Source organism: Enterobacter cloacae complex sp. IR5459 (assembly GCF_049238005.1).
GTDB lineage: Bacteria > Pseudomonadota > Gammaproteobacteria > Enterobacterales > Enterobacteriaceae > Enterobacter > Enterobacter hormaechei_C.
Map to the genome: position 1 here is coordinate 128,904 of NZ_JBMKIG010000003.1, position 21,855 is coordinate 150,758.

The following is a 21,855-nucleotide window of genomic DNA, read 5'->3' on the forward strand; positions in this document are numbered from 1 at the left end:
TCAGGACTCCAGCGCGATGGCAACCTCGTAGCCATGGGATTTGAGCAGGGAGTGTTTTTTCGCTGCTTCAAGATCTTTGGCCACCATCTCGGATACCATTTCTTGCAGGGTGGTTTCTGGTTTCCAGCCCAGCTTCTCGTGCGCTTTGGTTGGGTCGCCCAGCAGGGTTTCCACTTCAGCAGGACGGAAGTAACGCGGATCAACCTGGACAATCACGTCGCCTGGCTTCACGCCCGGTGCGTCATGGCCGGTCACGGAAACAACGATACCCTTCTCTTCCACGCCGGTGCCTTCGAAGCGCAGCTTGATGCCCAGCTGTGCCGCAGCCATCTCAACGAACTGACGTACGGAGTACTGCACGCCGGTCGCAATCACGAAGTCTTCTGGCTGCTCCTGCTGCAACATCATCCACTGCATTTTCACGTAGTCTTTCGCATGGCCCCAGTCACGCAGGGAATCCATGTTGCCGAGGTGCAGGCAAGACTCCAGGCCCTGAGCGATGTTAGCGATCGCGCGGGTGATTTTGCGGGTCACGAAGGTTTCGCCGCGACGTGGAGATTCGTGGTTGAACAGAATGCCGTTACAGGCGTACATGCCGTAGGATTCACGGTAGTTCACGGTGATCCAGTAGGCGTACAGTTTCGCCACAGCGTACGGAGAACGCGGGTAGAACGGCGTGGTCTCTTTCTGCGGAATTTCCTGCACCAGGCCGTACAGCTCAGAGGTAGATGCCTGGTAGAAGCGAGTTTTCTTCTCAAGACCCAGGAAGCGAATCGCTTCCAGCAGACGCAGCGTACCCATGGCGTCCACGTCAGCGGTGTATTCCGGGGATTCGAAGGAGACCGCAACGTGGCTCATCGCGCCCAGGTTGTACACTTCATCCGGCTGTACTTCTTGCAGGATACGGGTCAGGTTGGAGGTATCGGTCAGGTCGCCGTAATGCAGGTGGAATTTCGGGTTCGCCGCGTGAGGATCCTGGTAAATATGATCGACACGCTCGGTATTAAATGAAGAGGCACGACGCTTAATACCGTGAACTTCATACCCTTTTTCCAGCAGCAATTCTGCCAGGTAAGAACCATCCTGCCCGGTAACGCCGGTGATGAGAGCGACTTTAGACATGTTTATATTCCTCTACTTATGAATTTAATCAGTTTCAACGCGTTCGCGTATCACCACTGCGGGGTTGCCACGGCAAATTTTATTTGCCGGAAGCGATTTAAAAACGCTGCTGCGGGCACCGACTACCGTGCCATCGCCAACAGAAACACCGGGTGCAACAAAGACGTCTGTTGCCAGCCAGCATTTTTCACCGATCACAACAGGCGAAGCGGTAATATCAAAATGCGGGCTCATAAAATCGTGGCTGCCGGTGCACAAATAACACTTCTGTGAAACCACCGAATTTGCGCCAATCGTAATCTCACCAAGGGTATATAACACTGCGTCATCCCCAACCCAGGCGTAATCCCCAAGCGTTAATTTCCAGGGATAAGTAATTTTCACCGAAGGTCGAATGACTACGTTTTTTCCTATTTTTGCGCCAAACAGACGCAGTAAAAATGCGCGCCAGCGGTACAGTATTTGCGGCGACCAGGCAAATAACGTTGCCTGTACAGCCCACCACAGTTGAACTTTAATACCGCTCCCGCCCCGAAAACCTTTCGGTACGGAGAATCCATTTAATTCCTGCATTACGTTTCCTTATATCTCAGGCTTTGTTATATAAGGCTTTCGCTTTACCCGTCGTTTTCAGACGTAAGAAATAAGATAATTCCGCCCAGAACCCTGGCACGCGTAATATTTTACGCTGCACGTTTTTTGCATCCTGGCACAGTTCCAGATTATTTGAGGTTGACACGCCGCCCATTGAAAATTCAGATACCAGTCCTTTAATTCGACGGAACGGGTAGCCAGATTTGTAAAGGCTGGCGGCCAGGGCATAATCTGATGACACTTTATAGCGCAAATCGTAAGGCTGTTTTTTCAGGCCGCTCATTGGGAAGAAAATAGCCTGATGGCTGGCCGGGAGGCTGTGGTAGATATACCAGCCTGGTTTCGCACCGCGCAGCACTTTTTTCCCCTCGCCGAAATCAAGCAGCGCATCACCGATAAACATGGCATCTTCTTTCTGGCGCGCCAGCTGACGGGCAAACAGCGCCACATCTTCATGGAACACATCGCCGGAATTGAGGAAGATGGCGTAACGCCCCTGCGCCATGTTGATGCCTTTATTCATGGCATCGTAAATGCCTTTATCTTTCTCGCTGATGTAACGTAAGTTAAACTCACCGTTGAGTTTTTCCAGGAACTCCGCCGTGCCGTCGTTCGAGCCGCCATCGACCACGATCCACTCAAACGTGAGGCTCGGATCGCGCGCCAGGTTGCGCAGCGAGCGCCAGGTTTTTACCACCCCTTCGTAGTTACGAAAGGCGACAGTAATGACGCTAAGAAACATAAATCACCTCATTTCGTCATACGCTCGTAATATTCAGCGCCTTGCGCAAAATAAACGGACATACAATTAAGAATGCATATTCCGGGCTAAATATTGACCCGGTAAAAAACAACGACACTGGTGTGAACAGATAAAGTTGCACGCGAAAGTTCTGGTTATCACCAAACGCGTTAATCATCATTTTGAAAACTTTAAACAGATACCACAGTGTCAACAGTACGGCGAACCAGGAAAAATAGATAATTAACAGATACAGACCATTGTCTATGGTTTTACCGACATCCGCACCGTTAAAGATTCCGAATGATGCAACATATTCATAAAGTGAGCCGAATCTTACTACGCCATCTATATGGGTTAAGGAATAACCCACCATCACCAGTGGACCAATGATGCGATAATAGGACGATGAACCTTCCGTTCCCAAATCACCCAGACGCTCAGAAATGTACGGAAACGCAAATATCACGCCCACTAAAAATACCGTCAGAGAGATTATCGCCAGCGGCAGTTTTTTCTTAATCGCCTCTTTGTTCAGGTACTGGAACGCCCACTCCAGCAGGTAAAACAGAATAAACGTCATTACCCCGGAGAACGACCCTGACAGAACGATTCCTGCAAGAATCATAGCATCGGTCTTGGGGGTTTTGATACCGAACTGTTTGATGCTGAGCCAAATTGAGATTAATGCCAGAGCAAAAAACGCCGGTTCAAAATAGAGCGCGGTTGTACGCTTGCCACCAAACTTAATGAAGTTCAGTACATAGCTGTTACTGTATATAAGATATTTCGAAATTATTTCCATCAGGCTGCTTCCGCCTGTGAGAATAATTTGCGCCATCTCCATTGCCGCAAGCACAACAATCAGCCCGACGACAATATAAAAGAACCTGAGGATTTTCCTATAATTGTGCGGAGAAATAGTTTTAAAGCGAATACTCCACACCATGCCAATAATGATAACGATATAAACAAACAGCATGGTGGAGGTGACATATTTGCTGGCGTCCAGCGACTGACCAAAGATGTAGTTAAACGCCGTAAGACCAAACCCGATGCCCAGCGCAATCATCAGCTTTTTGAGGTTAAGCTTGTCAACGTAAAGCAACAGCAGAACCGGCAGGAAGGTGACGATAGTGATCGGGAAGCTTTCGCCGAGCTGGGCAATCTTAACGTTGACCAGCAGGTAGATCAGCGGCAGCAGCAGATAACTACAGATTCTGATAGAACGAGACATACTCCTCCAGCATCTGTTGTCCACTGTACGCTTTGCGGCTACGGTTGCGGAACGATTCCAGGTCCGTGCCAAAAACAGCCTGCGCGATATCGGCCTTCGACAACTGCACCAGCGGCAGCACCTCATTTTCACTGAAGGTTTTACCGCCGGATTTCTCCAGCACTTCCCGCGCGGCGTCGCTGTGGGTGGCAATCACCGGCACGCCGATGGAAAGCGCTTCGCACAGGATCAGCGGGTAGTTGTCCACGCGGGAGCTGAACACCAGCGCGTCCATACCGTTCAGCGCGCTCATCAGTTTGCGTTTGTCGGTTTCAAACCCGTGGTTCACCACGTTAGCGCCTTCAAACGGGGAGAATTTGCCAAAGGTATGCAGCTCAATCTTGTCGCCGAGCGCCATCATGTCGCGCACCAGCTGCTGGTTGGTTTTGCCGTCGTAACGCAGGTCATGGGCGACGACCGCAATTTTCGGCTTACCGGCGGTAACGGCTACGGGCGTCAGTTCGGCCAGGATCGCTTCCGTCGCCACATCAATACCGTTGTTGATGATCTGGCAACGCCCTGCTCCGTACAGGCTATTAAAAGCATCCGCCACGTGCTGGCTTGGGGAGATAAAGGTGCAGCCGAGCGAGAGCATATCGCGGAACAGCTGACGCTTACCCTCAACCAGCTGATGCGCGCGATCGATCTTCACCGGCGGGTAGTTGCTGAGCGTAGGGCATTTCTGACAGTTATCTTTCCAGCCTTCGCAGCCGTCGGTAAAGGCGCAGCGTCCGGTCACGCTCCAGTGGTCGTGCAGCGTCCAGACGAATCGGGTATCCGGCTTGTGCGCCTTCACCTTGCCACAAAACGCCACCACCTCTTCCAGATTCAGCCAGTAGCTGTGCAACACGTGAAAGTGCAGCACAACCGGGCCGCGAGTGCGGGTGACGGTGCGGTAGAGATTATTCAGGTTGCCGAACAGGTCGCGGTTAAACAGGCGGAACAGCGCGATATTGGCGACGGAGGTCAGACGTGGCGTCTGCTTCAGCACCTGCGGATAGTTATCATGGCTGACGCTTTTCTTGCCACCTTTGCCGTAACCGTAAACGAAGCGCGACTGTAATCCTTTTTGCAGCGCGCGCTGGTGCAGATCCAGCGCTACGCCTGCCGCCCCGCCCTCTGCGAGGCGTACGTTAAATTGCAGAATGTTCATTTTATCACCTTCACGCGGGCTTTCTCGCCCACCACCAGCGCGTTGTCCGGAATGCTGTCCAGCACCACGCTGCCTGCGCCAATCGTCACGTTATTGCCCACGGTAATGTCCCCGATCATCACCACGTTGGCGCCCAGCTCGACGTTATTGCCGATGACCGGGCAGGCCAGGCTGTCTGGCCCGCGGTTGCCGATCGTCACCCCGTGGCGAATGGTGAAATCATCACCCGCGACGACGAACTTGTTGATGACCACCGCATAACCGTGATGAATGGTAAAGCGGCGGCCAATGGTGGCTGCGGCCTGAATTTCATAGCCAAAAAAGCATTCGGTGATGATGCGGTACAGCACCAGCACCGGCGCGGCCCAGATATTGTTCAGCACATTTTTTTTGCGCCACACCGAGCAAAAGTGCGCAATACGGTAGGCCAGAACCATGCAGCACGGGCGCAGGCTCCAGCTGTTAGCGCGACAATCTTCCAGAAACATTATTTCCCCCGAAGCCCGTCAGCCAGACGCTTGCCGTTACGTACCGACAGCAACGTCAGCAACGTGCGCCAGTTCATGCGCTTGTTACGGATCTGATACAGGGTGAAGAGCTGATACTTTCGGCTGGCACGGTCAAACTTGTCCTTGTGCTTGCGGTAAAAATGGAAGTAGCCCGAGAATTTCTTCGGCGACGAGGTGATTTGCATCTCCCCGTGATTGATGTGCAGGATCTGCGTGGCCTCTTCCACCTTCCACGGCTCGCCGTACTCCACCACCATCCGCAGGAAAATGTCGTAATCCTGCGCGGCCTTCAGCTCGGTATCGAACAGGCACTCCTTAAAGCGCCATGCCCAGGTAAACACCTGATTGCCGATAATGTTGCGCTTGTAGAACAGGCGTCGGGAATACGGTGATTTCGGATACAGCGGCAGGCTGGCCGGCTGCGAATAGACCTCGCCCTGGCAGACATAGTCATTGGCATACAGAAACGCGTGGGTCACCAGCTGCGCTTTGTGCGACAGGAAGATCGACAGACGGTTTGGCGTCCATTCGTCATCGTCGTCGATACCGGTCAGATACTGCCCTTTCGCCTGCATAATCGCCTGGTTGCGCACCGCACACGCCCCGGAGTTGATAGCGTTGTGCGTGTACATCACGCGTGGGTCGTTCAGGTCTTCTACAAACTTTTGCAGTTGTTCGTAAGAGGAGGAACAGTCATCCACGATAATCAGTTCCCAGTTATCGTAATCCTGACGCAGGACCGATTTAATCGCGCGGATCGCCAGCTGCTGACGATTCCATGTCGGCATATAGATAGAAATCAAAGGGCGTTGTGTGGTCATATTTTCCCCTCACCCCGGCCCTCTCCCCATAGGGGAGAGGGTGAAAGGCATCCAGTGGTTATCATTACGTTCGTCCCCCAAATCCAGCACCGAACAGTCCCCTGTCCCCTTTGGGGAGAGGGTTAGGGTGAGGGGTGTGGGGTGCATTTTGTTATTTACTGTCAGACTTGTATTCGTACTCGTAATAGCCGTAATCCTGATACCCGGTCGCGCGGCGGAAGATGGAGTTCAGAATGACCCCCTTCACCTCAATACCGTTCTGCTCAAAGCGGCTCAGGCTGGTTTCCACTTCCTTCAGGGTGTTCACCGCATAGCGTGCGACCATCAGCGTGGTGCCCGCATGACGCCCTACCACGGCGGCGTCGGTAACCGCCAGAATTGGTGGGGTATCGATCAGCACCAGGTCGTAGTTTTTGCTCGCCCACTCAATCAGCTGCGTGAAGCGCTCGCTCATCAGCAGTTCAGACGGGTTCGGCGGCACCTGGCCACGCGGGATCAGGTCAAATTTCGGAATCGACGTCGGCTTGGCGCTCTCGCTGATTTCCCCTTTACCGAGCAGGATTTCCGACAGTCCGTTAACGTTGTTGGTCCCCAGCAGCTCGTGGGTGTAGCCCTTACGCATATCGCAGTCGATCAACAGCACGCGCTTGTTGGTCTGGCTCACCACCGCCGCCAGGTTGGCGCAGACGAAGGTTTTACCGATTGATGGGCTAACGCCGGTCATCATCAGGACGTTGTTTTTGGCCTGCATCATGGCGAAGTGGAGGCTGGTACGCAGGCTGCGCACCGCTTCAATCGCCAGGTCAGTCGGGTTACCCACGGCCAGCAGCTGGCTCTGTTTGTAACGCTTGACGCCCTTAACGGTTTTGACGCTGTCACGGGACTTCTGCCACTCGGAGAGCGGGATGCTGGCGTACACGCTGATCCCGTTCTCTTCCAGCACCTGCGGGCTTTCAATACCGCGGTTGAACAGCGAGCGCAGCAGCACGCCGACAATGGAAAGCATCAGGCCGAGAATAATGCTGCCGAGGATAATCAGCGCCTTCTTCGGCTTCAGCACGCCCGGCTGGGTAATCGCCGGGTCAACGATACGCACGTCGCCGACGGTGCTGGCTTCGGTGATTTTCAGCTCCTGCTGTTTGTTCAGCAGCTGCATGTAAACCTGCTGGCCGGATTCCACATCACGCGTCAGGCGTACAATTTCCTGCTGCGTCTTCGGCATCGCGGTCACGCGGTCATTCAGCTTCGCCTTCTCTTCTTCCAGGGTACGACGTTTCTCCAGCAAAGTGCGGTACGCCGGGTGACGTTTGGTATAGAGCTTGGAAATCTCCGCCTCTTTGAAGGTCAGCTCGTTCAGCTGCGCATCAATATTCACCATGGAGTCGAGAACCGATTTCGCCTCCAGCGGCAGATCGACGGAATCTTTGTCCTGACGGTACGCGTTCAGCTTGTTCTCAGCGTCATCCAGACGGGCGCGCACCTCCGGCAGCTGTTTACTGAGGAACGCCAGGCTTTTTGCGGCTTCCGCTGACTTGCGCTCTACGTTCTGCTCAAGATAGTTGCGGGTGATGCTATTAAGGATGTCGCGGATTTGATCCTTGTCTTCACCGGTGAAGGTCATGCTCAGAACGCCGGTATCCTTGCCGTTTTCGGTGACGGTCAGGTTGTTTTGCAGGTTGTTGATCATCCCGAGCGTCGAGAATTTGGTGACCGTAAACTCCCCGCCCTCATGCGCCTGAATTGCGCTGACCTTGATGCTGACGCCCTCTTTAGTCAGCATCTGCCCCACCTCGCCGCGTGCGCTGAAGCCCGCGTCGCTGGTCAGCTGATACTGTTTTGGTCCCAGCACGGTCAGGGTAAAGGTTTGGTCCCCTGCCCCTTTTGGGATCACGAAGTCGGTCACTTTTACCGTATCGTTACTGCGCCCCATCAGGCGATCCCAGCCTGCGCCAAACACCGGGAAGGTGTTTTTGGTGACCGCAATATCCAGCCCCAGGTCGTGAACCGTTTTGCCCAGTACCAGGCGCGACTGGATCAGCTGAATTTCGGCTTCCGATGCCGGCGGCTTGTTGGCCAGCGCCGAACCGATATCCTGAACCAGCGAATTACCGGTATTTTGTTCGATCTGCACCAGCGCGTCGGCGCTGTAAATAGGCGTCGCGAACAGCGTATAAACGATCGCCGCCACGGCAAAGATGGCGGTAATACCCAGCACCCACCATTTCGCTTCAATAACGGTCCCGACCAGGCGACCGATATCGATTTCATCACTGCCCGACGTCGGGGCGGCAGAAGGTCTTGTTTTTTCTGTCATTGTTATCCCTGCTGAGCTTTCAGTGCCTGCGCCCACTGACGGGCAGACTGGTCTAGTAAGGTGTATACCGCCTCAAAGGCCTCGCGGCTCTTGCGATACGGATCGGGAATTTCGCGCTCACCATCCCAGTGACCAAACAGCATCACCTTGCCGCGCATCTCCGGTGCGATATCGCACAGCGCGTGAATGTGGCGTTTTTCCATCGCGAGGATCAGGTCATATTCCCGGCACATCCGGCCAGAGACCTGACGGGCAACGTGCCCGTCGAGTGAGAGGTTATGCTCAAGGGCAACGCTTGCGGCACGTTCGTCGGCACCTTTTCCGACCAGCGCGCCCAGCCCTGCGGAGTCGACCGTTAACGCAGGCTGGTAATTTTTCAACAGCCTTTCAGCCGTGGGGGAACGGCAAATGTTCCCCACGCACACCACCAGAATTTTGTTAAACATCGCGGCTTACCAGTTATGAACGTCGCTCGCCGTATCCGTCATGTAGCGAACGCCACTGATGGTAGGCAGCAACTGGTTGATCAGACGGTTCCAGCGGGCGACCGGCGCGGTGGTGACATAGACCACATCGTACGGCTGGAGACGGAACGACGTTGCCATGACCAGCGACGTCGCGTCGGACATATCCAGCTGGTAGATGTTGGCAATCTTGCCCTTCGCGTTCTCGCCTTTGATAGGACGGATCACGAAGATACCGCTGGCGTTGGAGGCGGTCAGATCGATGCCTTCCGCATTGCCCAGCGCTTCGGTCAGGGTCATACCGCTGAAGTCCATCTTGAGGGTGCTCTGTTTCTTCACTTCACCCATCACGAACACTTTCAGATCGTCATTGCGCGGCACGTACAGAATATCGCCCGGATAAAGGAGGCGGTTCTGGGTCAGGTCACCGTTTTGCATCAGCGCCTGAAGCGAAATGCGCTGCTCTTTGCCGTTGTGGGTTAGCACCACGTTGCGCCAGTCGGCGCCGTCGGTTAAGCCCCCTGCGGCATTGATCGCATCGAGAACGGTGAGCGGGACGTTGGTGATGGCCTGCTGGCCGGATTTATTGACCTGGCCAGAGATATAGGCTTTCTGGGATCGGAACGCGGCGATATTAACGTCCACCTGCGGGTCAGCAATGTACTGCGCCAGGCGGCCGGTAATATCACTACGGATCTCAGCAAGCGTTTTGCCCGCGACGTGCACTTTGCCAATGTAGGGATAGAACATGGTGCCATCGGACTGTACCCAGTTACCGGTGTCGCTTGAGCTACGGTACTGGCCCGCAGGCGTGGTCAGCTCCGGGTGATCCCAGACGGTCACGTTAATGACGTCACCCGGACCCACGCGATACTGGTAAGAGGCAATTTCCTGGTCCAGAGACATATTTGGCTGAGCAACATTTGGACGTGGCCGTAATTGTTCCACCAGACGTGGGGTTAATGGATACACATTCACCATTTTGTCGAGATCAAAATCAGCATCCTGCTGTTTAATCACATCCTTGCCCATTGTCGACATATTGCTGCCGGGAAAGACCGTGCAACCACTCATCAAGGTCACAGACACCAATAATGGCATCAATTTCATTTTGGATTTCATCATTGATTATTTATCACTTTGGCAGAGTAATTATCCTGTGCAATTAAAATAAGCGCGGGTCGTGGTGACAATCAGAATGCAGTTAATCATTTAGCAATATAACTGGCATCAGTCCTAAAAAAAGCTTATTCATCCATTGGCTATTGACAGAATAATTGAGGCTGATTCACACGCTTTCAGGCACGCTACCGCCCTTGGCTTTCAGTTACCAATCCACTGACTAAACAATGCGTTATGGTTAGACACCCTCTTGGATAAGGCCTTTTGCGAAATATATCAAACGCCTCACAGGGGCGATTGATAATGTATAACCTTCACCAAAGACCGAAACAAAAATAGCAACAAGGAGTTTTAACATTTGATGCTGGAAGAATTGTTGCAGCTAACCTAATAGCAGGCAAGGAGACAACCGTCCTAATATTCGTTTTTAAGATTAATATTAAGAGCAAAGTTTTAAGGTTTTCGGATTTTCTTTATATTGACAAAATAGATCGCCGGACCATTTATTGCGATATTTCCTAAATAACGACTTCTGTAATTAAATCTTCGCAATTAACTTATTTACACCGCCCAGCAAATGGGGTTTACCTGAGTGTAGCATTAAGAGAAATCTCACCCCGGCATTGCAATTTCCGTCGGCTTTATCCATGATCGAAGTGTGACATTAGTCATATAACAGAAGGTATTGCATTTACTATGGAATGGATTGCCGATCCATCAATCTGGGCCGGGCTGGTGACGCTGGTCGTCATCGAATTAGTGCTCGGCATTGATAACCTGGTGTTTATCGCCATCCTTGCCGATAAATTACCCCCTTCACAACGCGACCGCGCCCGCGTGACGGGTCTTCTGCTCGCCATGGTGATGCGTCTGCTGTTACTGGCCTCAATCTCGTGGCTGGTGACGCTGACCAAACCCTTATTCAGCGTGCAGGGTCTGAGCTTTAGCGCCCGCGACCTGATCATGCTTTTCGGCGGATTGTTCCTGCTGTTCAAAGCCACGGTTGAGCTTAATGAGCGGCTGGAAGGAAAAGACAGTGAAAACCCCACCCAGCGACGCGGCGCTAAATTCTGGCCGGTGGTCGCACAGATAGTGGTGCTGGATGCCGTCTTTTCTCTCGACTCCGTGATCACGGCCGTCGGGATGGTTGACCATCTGGCGGTGATGATGGCCGCGGTGATCATCGCCATCACCCTGATGGTGCTCGCCAGTAAAGCCCTGACGCGCTTCGTGAACAGTCACCCGACTATCGTCATCCTCTGTCTGAGCTTCCTGCTGATGATTGGCTTTAGCCTGGTAGCGGATGGTTTTGGCTTCCATATCCCGAAAGGGTATCTGTACGCCGCCATTGGTTTCTCGGTGCTGATTGAGTTTCTCAACCAGCTGGCCATTTTCAACCGTCGCCGTTTTCTTTCCGCGAACCAGACATTACGTCAGCGCACCGCAGATACGGTGATGCGCCTGCTGAGCGGCAAAAAAGAGGATGCCGAGCTGGATGCTGAATCCGCGGCGATGCTTGCCGACCACAGCGACGGGCAGATCTTCAACCCGCAGGAACGCCGGATGATAGAGCGCGTGCTTAACCTCAACCAGCGCACAGTGAGCAGTATCATGACCTCCCGCCATGACATTGAGCATATTGACCTGACGGCGCCGGAAGAGCAGATCCGTGCCCTGCTGGATAAAAACCAGCACACCCGCGTGGTCGTGACCGGCGGTGAAGAGGAAGAAGAGCTGCTGGGCGTGGTACACGTGATTGACCTGCTGCAACAGCAGCTTCACGGCGAGCCGCTCAACCTGCGCGCGCTGGTGCGCCAGCCGCTGGTCTTCCCGGAAGCGCTGCCGCTGCTCTCCGCGCTGGAGCAGTTCCGCAACGCGCGCACCCACTTCGCGTTTGTCGTTGATGAGTTTGGTTCTGTGGAAGGGCTGGTGACGCTCAGCGACGTGATGGAAACCATCGCCGGTAATCTGCCTAATGAGGTGGATGAGATCGATGCGCGCCACGATATTCAGAAAAACGCCGACGGCAGCTGGACCGCCAACGGCCATATGCCGCTTGAAGATCTGGTGCAGTTCGTTCCGCTTCCGCTGGACGAGAAGCGCGAATACCACACCATCGCCGGTTTGCTGATGGAAAATCTGCAACGTATTCCGCAGCCGGGGGAAGAGGTCCAGGTGGGGGATTACATGCTCAAAACCTTGCAGGTTGAGAGCCATCGCGTGCAGAAGGTGCAGCTGATACCGCTGCGCGGTGAAGATGAGATGGATTTAGAGGTGTAGGTAAAAAGCAAAACGGCAACCTCGTTGCCGTTTTTAGTGTTTGCTCCCTCTCCCCGTCGGAGAGGGCCGGGGTGAGGGCATCAGGCCGTACATGCCACCCGGCACAACAGGCATCACAGCTTATCGAGCAGTTTTTTCACGTCCTTACCTGACTGAGTCTCTTTATTGCGGTCCGCCCAGTCATTCAGCCGACGTTTCGCTTCATCCTGAAGGTGCTTACGCAGGATCTGATCGACCTGCAAACTGTAATTCAGCGCCTGCCATTTTCCGTAAACGCGCAGCGGTATCGGCGTCTCTTTCAGGAACTCTACAAGCTGGCCTTCGCCTTCCCAGCCAGCCTTCACGCGGACGTTGAAGCGGGTGTCTGCCGTCTCTTTCACCAGATCCAGCGCGCCGGTTCCGGTCAGCGCCAGCAGTGACGAAGTGCCCTGCATGTCGTCAAGCGAGAGCTGACCGTTGTCGAGGGCAAGCTCACTGGTAAAGCTGTCGAGACGGGTTGCGCTGTCGTAGTTTTCATTCGCTTTCACGCTGCTGCTGCGCTCTACCGCCTGCTGCACCAGCTGCTGGAAGTTCAGCCCTTCCATGCGCGTATCTTTCAGCTCAACGTGCGCCTGCCCCTGCCAGCTACGACGGAAGGCATCCGCATCAATCTTCGTGCCAGAGAAATCCCCTGCCAGCGACAGCTGCCCCGTGAGGGCAATTGGGTAATTAAAGGCTTTCATGATGGTGCCAATTTCAACGTTTTCCAGACGCGGCTGGAACGCGGCGCTGGCAACGTCTTTGCGTACATCCAGCGAGCCCGGCAGCGAGAGGTTCCCTGCTCCCATTTTTCCGCTGAGCTCGGAGATGACCAGCAGGCCGTTGTGGTTGAACATCTGGCTGCTGACGTCGGTAAAATCAATTCCACGCCAGCGCACGCTGTTCGCTTTCAGCAGAATGTCGGCGGTAAATCCGCGCAGGCCGTTGTAGTCAGGCAGATCGAGATTTGAGGAGATCACCGGACGCGACTGCGTGGCCTGGCTTTGCCCTACCTGCGTGGCTCCCTCATCGGTCGCGTTCACCGGTTGGAGCGGAAGCAAGTTCTCGAGATTCAGCTTGTCGAATTGCAGATCCAGCACCCACTTAGGTTTCTCATCAAGCGTGACGCTCGCCTGCCCCTTCAGGGAACTGTCGTTGGCCTGGAGGTTGAGCGCGTTCAGTTCGAGCTGTTTGCGCTCTTCATGCCACACCGCCTGCATCGTGCCCTGGCCGGCAATCCCCTTCGCGGGTAAATCCGCGCCGGTCAGCTGCCAGTTGAGCTGCTGAACGTCCGCCGTCAGCTGGTGCGGATAGTCAGAAGCGTTCACGTTTGCGTTCATCGACAGGTTGAGATCGCGCTGATTGCGGTTGATCCGCCCGGAGAACTCCATGGTGGCGTGATGATTGGCGTCCTGCTCCATCCTGAGATTGATATTGCGTACGGTGATCTGTTCGTCATCCTCATGCTGGAAAACCAGCACGCTGTCAGCAACTTTCAGATTACCAATATCGAACGACCAGCCGGTATCAGAGGGGACGTCAGGCAAGGTGTTTTCACGCGGTGCGACCGGCGCATCCGCCTGACGAACGGCTTCGGTTTGCGGCGTAAGCTGAATCACCGCCCCTTTCAGCATCACCTGTTCAACCTGGAGCTGATGGGATAAGAGCGGGATGAGCGCAACATCAAGACGCATGTTATCCGCCGTCACCAGCGGCTGCGCGGCGCCCGGCGCGGTGAGCGACATACGTCCGGAGAGAATGCTGAGCTGCGGCCAGACGTGCCAGCGCAGGGGCCCGTCCAGCTTGAGTTCATACCCGCTGCGCGCTTCCACCTGCCGCACCATGTAGGCCCGGAAGTCATTCGGGTTAACCAGCAGCACCAACGCTGAAAGGCCAGCCACCAGCACCACCAGCAAAATCATCAGCGTTGTCAGAACTCTTCTCATGGCTTCCTCAGTGAACTCACAGATCAGTCTTTATCGATACGACTGGCAACCGCACCCTGCTGGTCGCGATATTTTGCGTCCTGACGGCGGTTATAAGGACGGTCTGCCGGGCCGGTCAGCGGTTCGAAGCTCAACGCACCAATCATCATTCCCGGACGAAGCGCCAGCGGCAGTTTACCGGCGTTAAAGAACTCCAGCACGATACGGCCCGACCAGCCCGGATCGATACGGTGCGCGGTGACGTGCACCATCAGGCCCAGACGCGCCAGGGAAGAGCGTCCGTCAAGCCAGCCGACCAGATCCGCAGGCAGCGTGACCGATTCAAAGGTCACCGCCAGCGCCAGTTCGCCAGGATGGAGATAAAACGCCTCTCCTTCGTCGATGACGATTTCGTCGCTCATGACGCGATCCAGCGCCGCGCTGACTTCGTCTTTCGGCCCGCTGAGGTCGATAAACGGTGCCGTGTGGCCGCTGAAGGTGCGGAATTTATTCCCCAGACGCACATCGACGGTCACGCCGTTAATACGCTCAACCGGCGGACGCGGGGTGATAGACAGGCGGCCTTCATCCAGCCAGGCTTCTATATCGCGGTCACAAAGACGCATGGCACTTTCTCCTTTCGTGCATCGCGCCCTGAAGCCTTACGGCGTCAGGGCAAAACCAGGTTATCTCTGAACGGTACACAATTCACACGGCTTATTCAAAAAACTGACTGATTTTCGCTTTTAAGATATCAATGGCAATACGGTTTTTACCGCCACGAGGCACGATAATATCGGCGTATTGTTTCGAAGGCTCAATAAATTGCAGGAACATCGGGCGAACGGTTTTCTGATATTGCGCCATCACCGAGTCCATGGAGCGGCCGCGTTCGTTAACGTCGCGTTTGATACGCCGCATCAGGCAGATATCCAGCGGGGTGTCGACGAAAATCGAGAAGTTCATTGATTCGCGCAGACGGGCGTCGGTGAGCAGCAAAATCCCTTCAAGGATAATCACCTTCTTGGGCTCGATACGGATCGTTTCCTGGGTGCGGGTATGTTCCACGTAGCTGTAGACGGGCAGCTCAATTGCCTCGCCGCGCTTTAGCGCTTCCAGATGCAGGAACAGCAGGCTGTGATCCATCGCACTGGGGTGGTCGTAGTTGGTTTTTACGCGCTCTTCCATCGAAAGATGGGATTGATCTTTGTAATAGCTATCTTCGGGAATAACACCGATATGCTCATCACCCACTTGTTCACGTAGTTCGCGATAAAGCGTACTGGCAATAAGACTTTTACCTGAAGCCGATGCGCCGGCGATGCCTATGATGACGCACTGATGAGACTTATCAGTCATAAATTTAGCGACCTGATTAACCTGGATGTAAGGAAGGACGACGCCGGAGCGTCAAACGCGGCAATTATAGGGATTTCGGGGGCGTGATACCAGTCGAATGCGCAGGTTATGCGAGGCGGGCTGAAAAGCGCCGTTTCACGCCTTTAGCGAAATTTTTACGCGCGGATTTTCACCATTTCATCACCATTCTTCGCAGAGTAACTATTTTATAAGTCTATGAAGTCAAAATCTGAGCACTCGGCATATGAATTGTAAAATGTTTGTACTAGCATAAACCAAATTATTAATTTCACGCGTCCGGACCTGGCTCCTGACAACATGGCGTCCCTGGATAGAGCGGTAATGAATAAACAATACCAGCGGGTTTTGGTTACTACCCCACATCCTTTACTGCGGCTTGTCTGTCTGGGTCTGGTCACGTTCATCTTCACCTTATTTTCCCTCGAGCTGACTCGCTTCGGTACGCTGCTGGCGCCATTGTGGTTCCCGACTTCAATAATGATGGTAGCGTTTTACCGCCACGCGGGAAAAATGTGGCCCGGCATTGCCCTCGCCTGCTCTTTTGGCAATATCTTTGCCTCGTGGATGCTCTTCTCATGGGAATCGCTCAACATCACCTACACGGCGATCAATATCATTGAGGCCACGGTTGGCGCGCTGTTACTGCGTAAACTGCTCCCCTGGTATAATCCGCTGCAAAACCTCAACGACTGGGTCCGGCTTGCCCTCGGCAGTGCCCTTGTGCCGCCGCTGGTGGGGGGCGTTCTGGTTCATTTTCTGGTGCCGAGCGCGGAGCCGCTGCGTAATTTCCTTGTCTGGGTACTTTCAGAGGCCATTGGCGCGCTGGCGCTGGTGCCTTTAGGTCTGCTGTTTAAACCGCATTACCTGCTGCGCCACCGCAATCCGAAACTGCTGCTGGAAACGCTGGTGACCCTGGTCGTTACGCTGGTTCTTTGCTGGACGGCAATCACCTGGCTGCCGTGGCCATTCACCTGCATCATCGTTCTGCTGATGTGGAGCGCGGTTCGTCTGCCGCGTATGGAAGCGTTCCTGATATTTTTATTCACCATCATGATGGTGTCCCTGATGATGGCGCGAAATCCGCTCTCCATGACGCCCTCCTCCATGATCGTCACCTTCAACGCGCCGTGGCTCCCCTTCCTGATGATGCTGCTCCCCGCCAATATTATGACGATGGTGATGTATGCCTTCCGGGCCGAGCGTAAACATATTACGGAAAGCGAAGAACGTTTTCGTAATGCGATGGAATATTCCGCGATTGGTATGGCGCTGGTGGGCATTGAGGGCCAGTGGCTCCAGGCCAACAAGGCGCTGTGCAATTTTCTCGGTTACAGCCAGTCTGAACTCCAGTCGCTCACGTTTCAGCAGTTAACCTGGCCAGAAGATTTAAATACCGACCTGGAGCAGTTGGGACAGCTGATTAACGGGGAGATCAATAGCTACAGCCTCGAAAAACGCTACTACACTCGCAGCGGAGAGGTGGTGTGGGCGCTGCTGGCCGTCTCCGTTGTGCGCCATGCCGACGGCACCCCGCTCTACTTTATTGCCCAGATTGAAGATATCAACGACCTGAAACAGACCGAGTGGGTCAATAAGCGTCTGATGGAGCGTATCACCCTCGCGAACGAAGCCGGTGGCATCGGGATATGGGAGTGGGATCTCGAGCCGGACGTGATCAGCTGGGATAAGCGGATGTTTGAGCTGTACGAGATCCCCCCGCACATTAAACCCACCTGGCAGCTCTGGCATGCGGCCATGGTGCCTGAAGATCGCACCCACGCCGAACAGGTGCTGCGAGAATCCCTTCAGGCCAGGGTGCCTTTCAAGCTGGAATTTCGCATTCGCGTCAAGGATGGCATCCGCCACATTCGTTCGCTGGCGAACCGGGTACTGAACAAACAGGGCGAAGTGGAGCGGCTGTTAGGGATCAACATGGATATGACCGAGGTGAAGCAGCTGAACGAGGCGCTGTTCCAGGAAAAAGAGCGCCTGCATATCACCCTCGACTCCATCGGCGAAGCGGTGCTGTGCACCGATATCGACATGAACATCACCTTTATGAACCCGGTCGCCGAGAAGATGAGCGGCTGGTCGCAAAGCGAAGCGCTGGGTCAGCCCGTTCTGAAGGTGCTGCACATTACCTTCGGCGAGAACGGTCCGTTAATGGAAAACATCCACAGCGGCGATATGTCCCGTACCGATATCGAACAGGACGTGGTGCTTAACTGCCGCAATGGCGGCAGTTTCGACATTCATTACAGCATTACCCCCCTCAGCACTCTGGAAGGTAACACCATCGGCTCGGTGCTGGTGATTCAGGACGTGACCGAGTCGCGCAAAATGCTGCGCCAGCTGAGTTACAGCGCCTCACATGACGCCCTGACCCACCTGGCGAACCGCGTCAGCTTTGAAAACCATCTGAAGCGTCTGTTGCAGACAGTACAGGAGACCCATCAGCATCACGCGCTGGTCTTTATCGATCTTGACCGTTTTAAGGCGGTGAACGATACGGCAGGCCACGCGGCGGGCGACGCGCTCCTGCGCGAACTCTCTTCGCTGATGCTGACCATGCTGCGCTCCAGCGACGTGCTGGCGCGTCTGGGCGGCGACGAGTTTGGTCTGCTGCTGCCGGACTGCAACGTCGAAAGCGCACGCTACATTGCGGGCCGGTTGATCGACGCCATCAACAACTATCATTTTTCCTGGGAAGGACGCCTGCACCGCATTGGTGCCAGTGCGGGGATTACGCTGATTGACGACACCAATTATCAGGCTGCGGAAGTGATGTCTCAGGCCGATATCGCCTGCTACGCCTCGAAAAACAGCGGGCGCGGCGTGGTCACCGTCTACGAACCCCAGCAGGAGAGGATCCACAGCACGCGCAGCATGATGTCGCTGGATGAGCAGTGGCACATGATTAAAGATAACCATCTGCTGATGATCGCCCGCAGCGTCGCCTCGCCGCGCATTCCCGAGAGCAGTAGCTTCTGGCTGATTTCCTTGCGGCTGTGGACCAGCCAGGGGGAAGTGCTGGAAGAGCATGCCTTCCGCGCCGGGCTGGCGGAGCCGGAGCTGCTGCACGCCCTGGACCGACGTATCTTCAGCGAATTCTTCCGTACCTATGCCGCACAGGTGGCGGCCAAAGGAATGGGCGTCGCGCTGCCGCTCTCAGAAGCGGGTTTAGCCAGCGTCACGCTGGTGGATGAGCTGCTCGACCTCATTACCAAAGGTCCGCTGCCGGCGCGGCTGCTGCATCTGGCTATTGCCGCTGATGTGCTGAGCAATACGGATGAAAACGTGCAGCAGGGTCTGCAAAAGCTTCGTCAGGCTGGCTGTCGCGTGGTGCTGACGCGGGTTGGACGCGATATGAACGTCTTCAGCCAGCTCAGCGCCAACACCGCTGATTATCTGCTGCTGGATGCAGACGTGGTGACCAACGTCCACGGCAATCTGATGGACGAGATGATGGTGACCATCATTCAGGGCCATGCCCAGCGTCTGGGCATAAAAACCATTGCCGGGCCATGCCATCAGTCGATCATGATGAATACGCTGTCGGGCATCGGCGTTGACTTTATCTACGGCGACACCATTGGGGAAGCGCAGCCGCTCGATCTACTGCTGAATACCAGCTATTTCGCCATCAACTGACGGCGACCAGCCGTCGGTGTACCAAATATGTAACAGCGCATACGAGCGCCACGGCTGCCAGCGCTCGGCGTAGCGACGGATCTGCGCGGGCGTCATACCGGCAAAGCGCTGTTTAATCAGATAATCATCCGGCAGGAAAACATCCTTCGCCTGCCAGCCGCGCAGGGCCAGATAATTCGCGGTCCAGCGCCCGATGCCGGGGCGCTGCTGTAGCGCCTTCATCCCGTCCTCAACGTTCGCGGGCGGGAACAGCGGGAATTCACCGTCCACCACCGACTGCGCCAGATGAATCAACGACTCCGCACGCTTGAGCGGCATCCCGAGGGCTTTCAACGCCAGCGGATCCACCGCGGCCAGTACCTCTGGCGGAGGAAAGCAGAGGTAGCCCGGCGCGTCCTGGATGGGTTCACCGCACAGCGCCACCACCCGTGACGCCAGTTTAGCCGCCATCGCCACGCTTACCAGTTGTCCAAGAATGGCGCGCACGCCCTGCTCGTAAGCATCCATTGCGCCGGGCAAACGTAACCCCGGCCGCGCCGCGCCGAGATCGCCGAGGGTCTGTGCAATGTGCTGCGGGTCGCAATCGAGGTCAAAAAGGCGGGCGATGCGGTCCAGGCAGATATCCGCCACCGGGATCAGGCCAGGGCTAAGCGACACCGCAAGCGTATGGGTTGCGCTGTCTGGCGTAACCCGGAAAACGCCCTTGTGCCCGGCATAGCCAAAACTGCGCTCGTAGTAATCCTTCGTAACGGTCTCAACCCCCGTGACCGCACGCGCGGCAAGAAAGCCAAACATCCACGACCAGTCGTAAGGCGGTTGCCAGTTCAGGGTGTACATTGTCTCTCCTTTTGTATTTACCTCAGCATAAACCGAAAGATCGCGTTGCGCCTTGCTTTCATATTCCTGTTGTCGCCTGGCAGACATTTCGCTAAAGTCTCGCCCCTTCTCACCGGCATGGGGATTTATTGTGTTTATTGGATTCGACTACGGCACCGCAAACTGCTCGGTTGCGATAATGCAAAACGGACAACCGCAGCTCCTGAAAATGGAAAACGGCAGTACGCTGTTGCCGTCAATGCTCTGTGCGCCGACGCGTGAAGCGGTGAGCGAGTGGCTGTTCCGCCATCATCAGGTTCCTGCTACCGCAGCGGAAACCCAGGCGCTGCTGCGCCGTGCGGTCAGCTTTAACCGCGAGGAAGATATCGACGTTACCCCTTCCAGCGTGCAGTTCGGCCTCTCTTCCCTCGGGCAGTACATTGAAGATCCGGAAGAGGTCTACTTCGTTAAATCGCCGAAATCCTTCCTCGGCGCCAGCGGCCTGAAGCCACAGCAAGTGGCGATGTTTGAAGATCTGGTCTGCGCGATGATGCTGCACATCCGCAATCAGGCGCAGTCCCAGGTGCCGGATGCCATCACCCAGGCGGTAATTGGCCGTCCGATCAACTTCCAGGGGCTGGGCGGCGACGACGCCAACCAGCAGGCGCAGGGGATCCTTGAGCGTGCAGCGCACCGGGCTGGCTTCCGTGACGTGGTATTCCAGTATGAGCCGGTTGCAGCGGGGCTGGATTTTGAAGCCACGCTGACGGAAGAACAACGGGTGCTGGTAGTGGACATCGGCGGCGGAACGACGGACTGCTCATTACTGCTGATGGGTCCGAAGTGGCATCACCGTCGCGATCGTGAAAACAGTCTGCTGGGGCACAGCGGCTGCCGAGTGGGCGGTAACGATCTGGATATTGCCCTGGCATTCAAGAGCCTGATGCCGCTGCTCGGCATGGGCGGTCAAACCGAGAAAGGCATCGCCCTGCCGATCCTGCCGTGGTGGAACGCGATTGCCATCAACGACGTCCCTGCCCAGAGTGATTTTTACAGCACCGCGAATGGCCGTTTCCTCAACGATCTGGTGCGTGATGCACAGGATGCAGAGAAGGTCGCGCTGCTGTATAAGGTGTGGCGTCAGCGCCTGAGCTACCGCGTGGTGCGCACCGCCGAAGAGAGCAAAATCGCCCTTTCCGATCGTCCTGAGCATGCGGTTTCGCTGCCGTTTATCAGTGACGATCTGGCTACGGCTATCACCCAGGAAGGGCTGGAAATGGCGCTGACTCAGCCGCTTCAGCGTATTCTGGAGCAGGTGCAGCTGGCGCTTGAGAATGGCAAAGTGAAGCCGGACGTGATTTACCTGACCGGCGGTAGCGCCCGTTCGCCGCTGATCAAGAAAGCGCTGGCGGAACAGCTGCCGGGGATCCCGATTGCCGGCGGCGATGACTTTGGCTCCGTTACGGCAGGGCTGGCGCGCTGGGCGCAGGTGGTGTTTAGCTAATGGAGTTGTGCCGGGTGGCGGCTTCGCCTTACCCGGCCAACAAGATCCTCCAACCGTTGGCCGGGTAAGCGCAGCGCCACCCGGCGAAGGCGAAACCGCGGCACCACACTCAGACCATTCCTGACAGTCTTCCATATTTCCTCCATTTTTCCACTGTGTTACCT

17 protein-coding genes are annotated in these 21,855 nt (G+C 55.3%); 3 read left to right on the forward strand and 14 right to left on the reverse strand.

Going from position 1 to position 21,855, the window contains the following annotated elements:
* The 10 genes from gmd to ACOTX4_RS07175 all read right to left on the reverse strand — a co-directional run bounded on the left by gmd (position 1) and on the right by ACOTX4_RS07175 (position 10,120).
* On the reverse strand, positions 1-1,122 hold the full coding sequence (gene gmd / locus ACOTX4_RS07130) for a GDP-mannose 4,6-dehydratase (protein ID WP_003863514.1): 1,122 nt from the start codon (positions 1,120-1,122) through the stop codon (positions 1-3).
* A gap of 24 nt (positions 1,123-1,146) precedes the next feature.
* Positions 1,147-1,695 carry a colanic acid biosynthesis acetyltransferase WcaF gene (wcaF, locus tag ACOTX4_RS07135; RefSeq protein WP_003863512.1) on the reverse strand — a complete coding sequence of 183 codons (549 nt, stop codon included), beginning with the start codon at positions 1,693-1,695 and terminating at the stop codon, positions 1,147-1,149.
* A 16-nt stretch (positions 1,696-1,711) separates the two neighbouring features.
* Positions 1,712-2,458: a colanic acid biosynthesis glycosyltransferase WcaE gene (gene wcaE, locus ACOTX4_RS07140; RefSeq protein ID WP_003863510.1), complete on the reverse strand. Its 747-nt coding sequence runs from the start codon at positions 2,456-2,458 to the stop codon at positions 1,712-1,714.
* Between the two features lie 16 nt (positions 2,459-2,474).
* A complete protein-coding gene (gene wcaD / locus ACOTX4_RS07145) occupies positions 2,475-3,695 on the reverse strand; it encodes a colanic acid polymerase WcaD (protein WP_003863508.1) in 1,221 nt (406 codons plus the stop codon).
* Positions 3,670-4,887: a colanic acid biosynthesis glycosyltransferase WcaC gene (wcaC, locus tag ACOTX4_RS07150; RefSeq protein WP_032659383.1), complete on the reverse strand. Its 1,218-nt coding sequence runs from the start codon at positions 4,885-4,887 to the stop codon at positions 3,670-3,672. Before wcaC ends, wcaD begins: the two co-directional genes overlap by 26 nt.
* Positions 4,884-5,375 (reverse strand): colanic acid biosynthesis acetyltransferase WcaB, encoded by a 492-nt coding sequence (wcaB, locus tag ACOTX4_RS07155; protein WP_003863505.1) that lies wholly within the window; start codon positions 5,373-5,375, stop codon positions 4,884-4,886. Before wcaB ends, wcaC begins: the two co-directional genes overlap by 4 nt.
* Positions 5,375-6,217, reverse strand: a complete 843-nt coding sequence (gene wcaA / locus ACOTX4_RS07160) for a colanic acid biosynthesis glycosyltransferase WcaA (RefSeq protein WP_017693085.1) — start codon at positions 6,215-6,217, stop codon at positions 5,375-5,377. Before wcaA ends, wcaB begins: the two co-directional genes overlap by 1 nt.
* A gap of 151 nt (positions 6,218-6,368) precedes the next feature.
* Positions 6,369-8,531, reverse strand: coding sequence for a tyrosine-protein kinase Wzc (wzc, locus tag ACOTX4_RS07165; RefSeq protein ID WP_015572374.1), 2,163 nt, complete (start codon positions 8,529-8,531; stop codon positions 6,369-6,371).
* A 2-nt stretch (positions 8,532-8,533) separates the two neighbouring features.
* A complete protein-coding gene (wzb, locus tag ACOTX4_RS07170) occupies positions 8,534-8,977 on the reverse strand; it encodes a low molecular weight protein-tyrosine-phosphatase Wzb (RefSeq protein WP_003862078.1) in 444 nt (147 codons plus the stop codon).
* A 6-nt stretch (positions 8,978-8,983) separates the two neighbouring features.
* Positions 8,984-10,120: a polysaccharide export protein gene (locus ACOTX4_RS07175; protein WP_003862079.1), complete on the reverse strand. Its 1,137-nt coding sequence runs from the start codon at positions 10,118-10,120 to the stop codon at positions 8,984-8,986.
* Between the two features lie 693 nt (positions 10,121-10,813).
* Here ACOTX4_RS07175 and ACOTX4_RS07180 point away from each other — a divergent pair.
* Positions 10,814-12,397, forward strand: coding sequence for a TerC family protein (locus ACOTX4_RS07180; RefSeq protein ID WP_003862080.1), 1,584 nt, complete (start codon positions 10,814-10,816; stop codon positions 12,395-12,397).
* 113 nt (positions 12,398-12,510) lie between these two features.
* Here the strand turns inward: ACOTX4_RS07180 and asmA are convergent, their stop codons facing one another.
* The 3 genes from asmA to udk form a co-directional block, all read right to left on the reverse strand.
* Positions 12,511-14,361: an outer membrane assembly protein AsmA gene (asmA, locus tag ACOTX4_RS07185; RefSeq protein WP_045330426.1), complete on the reverse strand. Its 1,851-nt coding sequence runs from the start codon at positions 14,359-14,361 to the stop codon at positions 12,511-12,513.
* Between the two features lie 23 nt (positions 14,362-14,384).
* Positions 14,385-14,966 (reverse strand): dCTP deaminase, encoded by a 582-nt coding sequence (gene dcd / locus ACOTX4_RS07190; protein WP_013097886.1) that lies wholly within the window; start codon positions 14,964-14,966, stop codon positions 14,385-14,387.
* A 91-nt stretch (positions 14,967-15,057) separates the two neighbouring features.
* Positions 15,058-15,699, reverse strand: coding sequence for a uridine kinase (gene udk / locus ACOTX4_RS07195; RefSeq protein WP_045330427.1), 642 nt, complete (start codon positions 15,697-15,699; stop codon positions 15,058-15,060).
* 342 nt (positions 15,700-16,041) lie between these two features.
* On the opposite strand from udk, the gene ACOTX4_RS07200 reads away from it, so the two are divergent.
* Positions 16,042-19,371: a diguanylate cyclase gene (locus tag ACOTX4_RS07200; protein ID WP_045330428.1), complete on the forward strand. Its 3,330-nt coding sequence runs from the start codon at positions 16,042-16,044 to the stop codon at positions 19,369-19,371.
* Here the strand turns inward: ACOTX4_RS07200 and alkA are convergent.
* Positions 19,336-20,208, reverse strand: coding sequence for a DNA-3-methyladenine glycosylase 2 (gene alkA / locus ACOTX4_RS07205; RefSeq protein ID WP_003862082.1), 873 nt, complete (start codon positions 20,206-20,208; stop codon positions 19,336-19,338). The genes ACOTX4_RS07200 and alkA overlap by 36 nt on opposite strands.
* Positions 20,209-20,338: 130 nt before the next feature.
* Between alkA and yegD the strand changes: the two genes are divergently transcribed.
* Entirely contained in the window at positions 20,339-21,691 is a 1,353-nt protein-coding gene (gene yegD, locus ACOTX4_RS07210) for a molecular chaperone (protein ID WP_003862083.1), read from the forward strand.
* Positions 21,692-21,855: the final 164 nt, after the last annotated feature.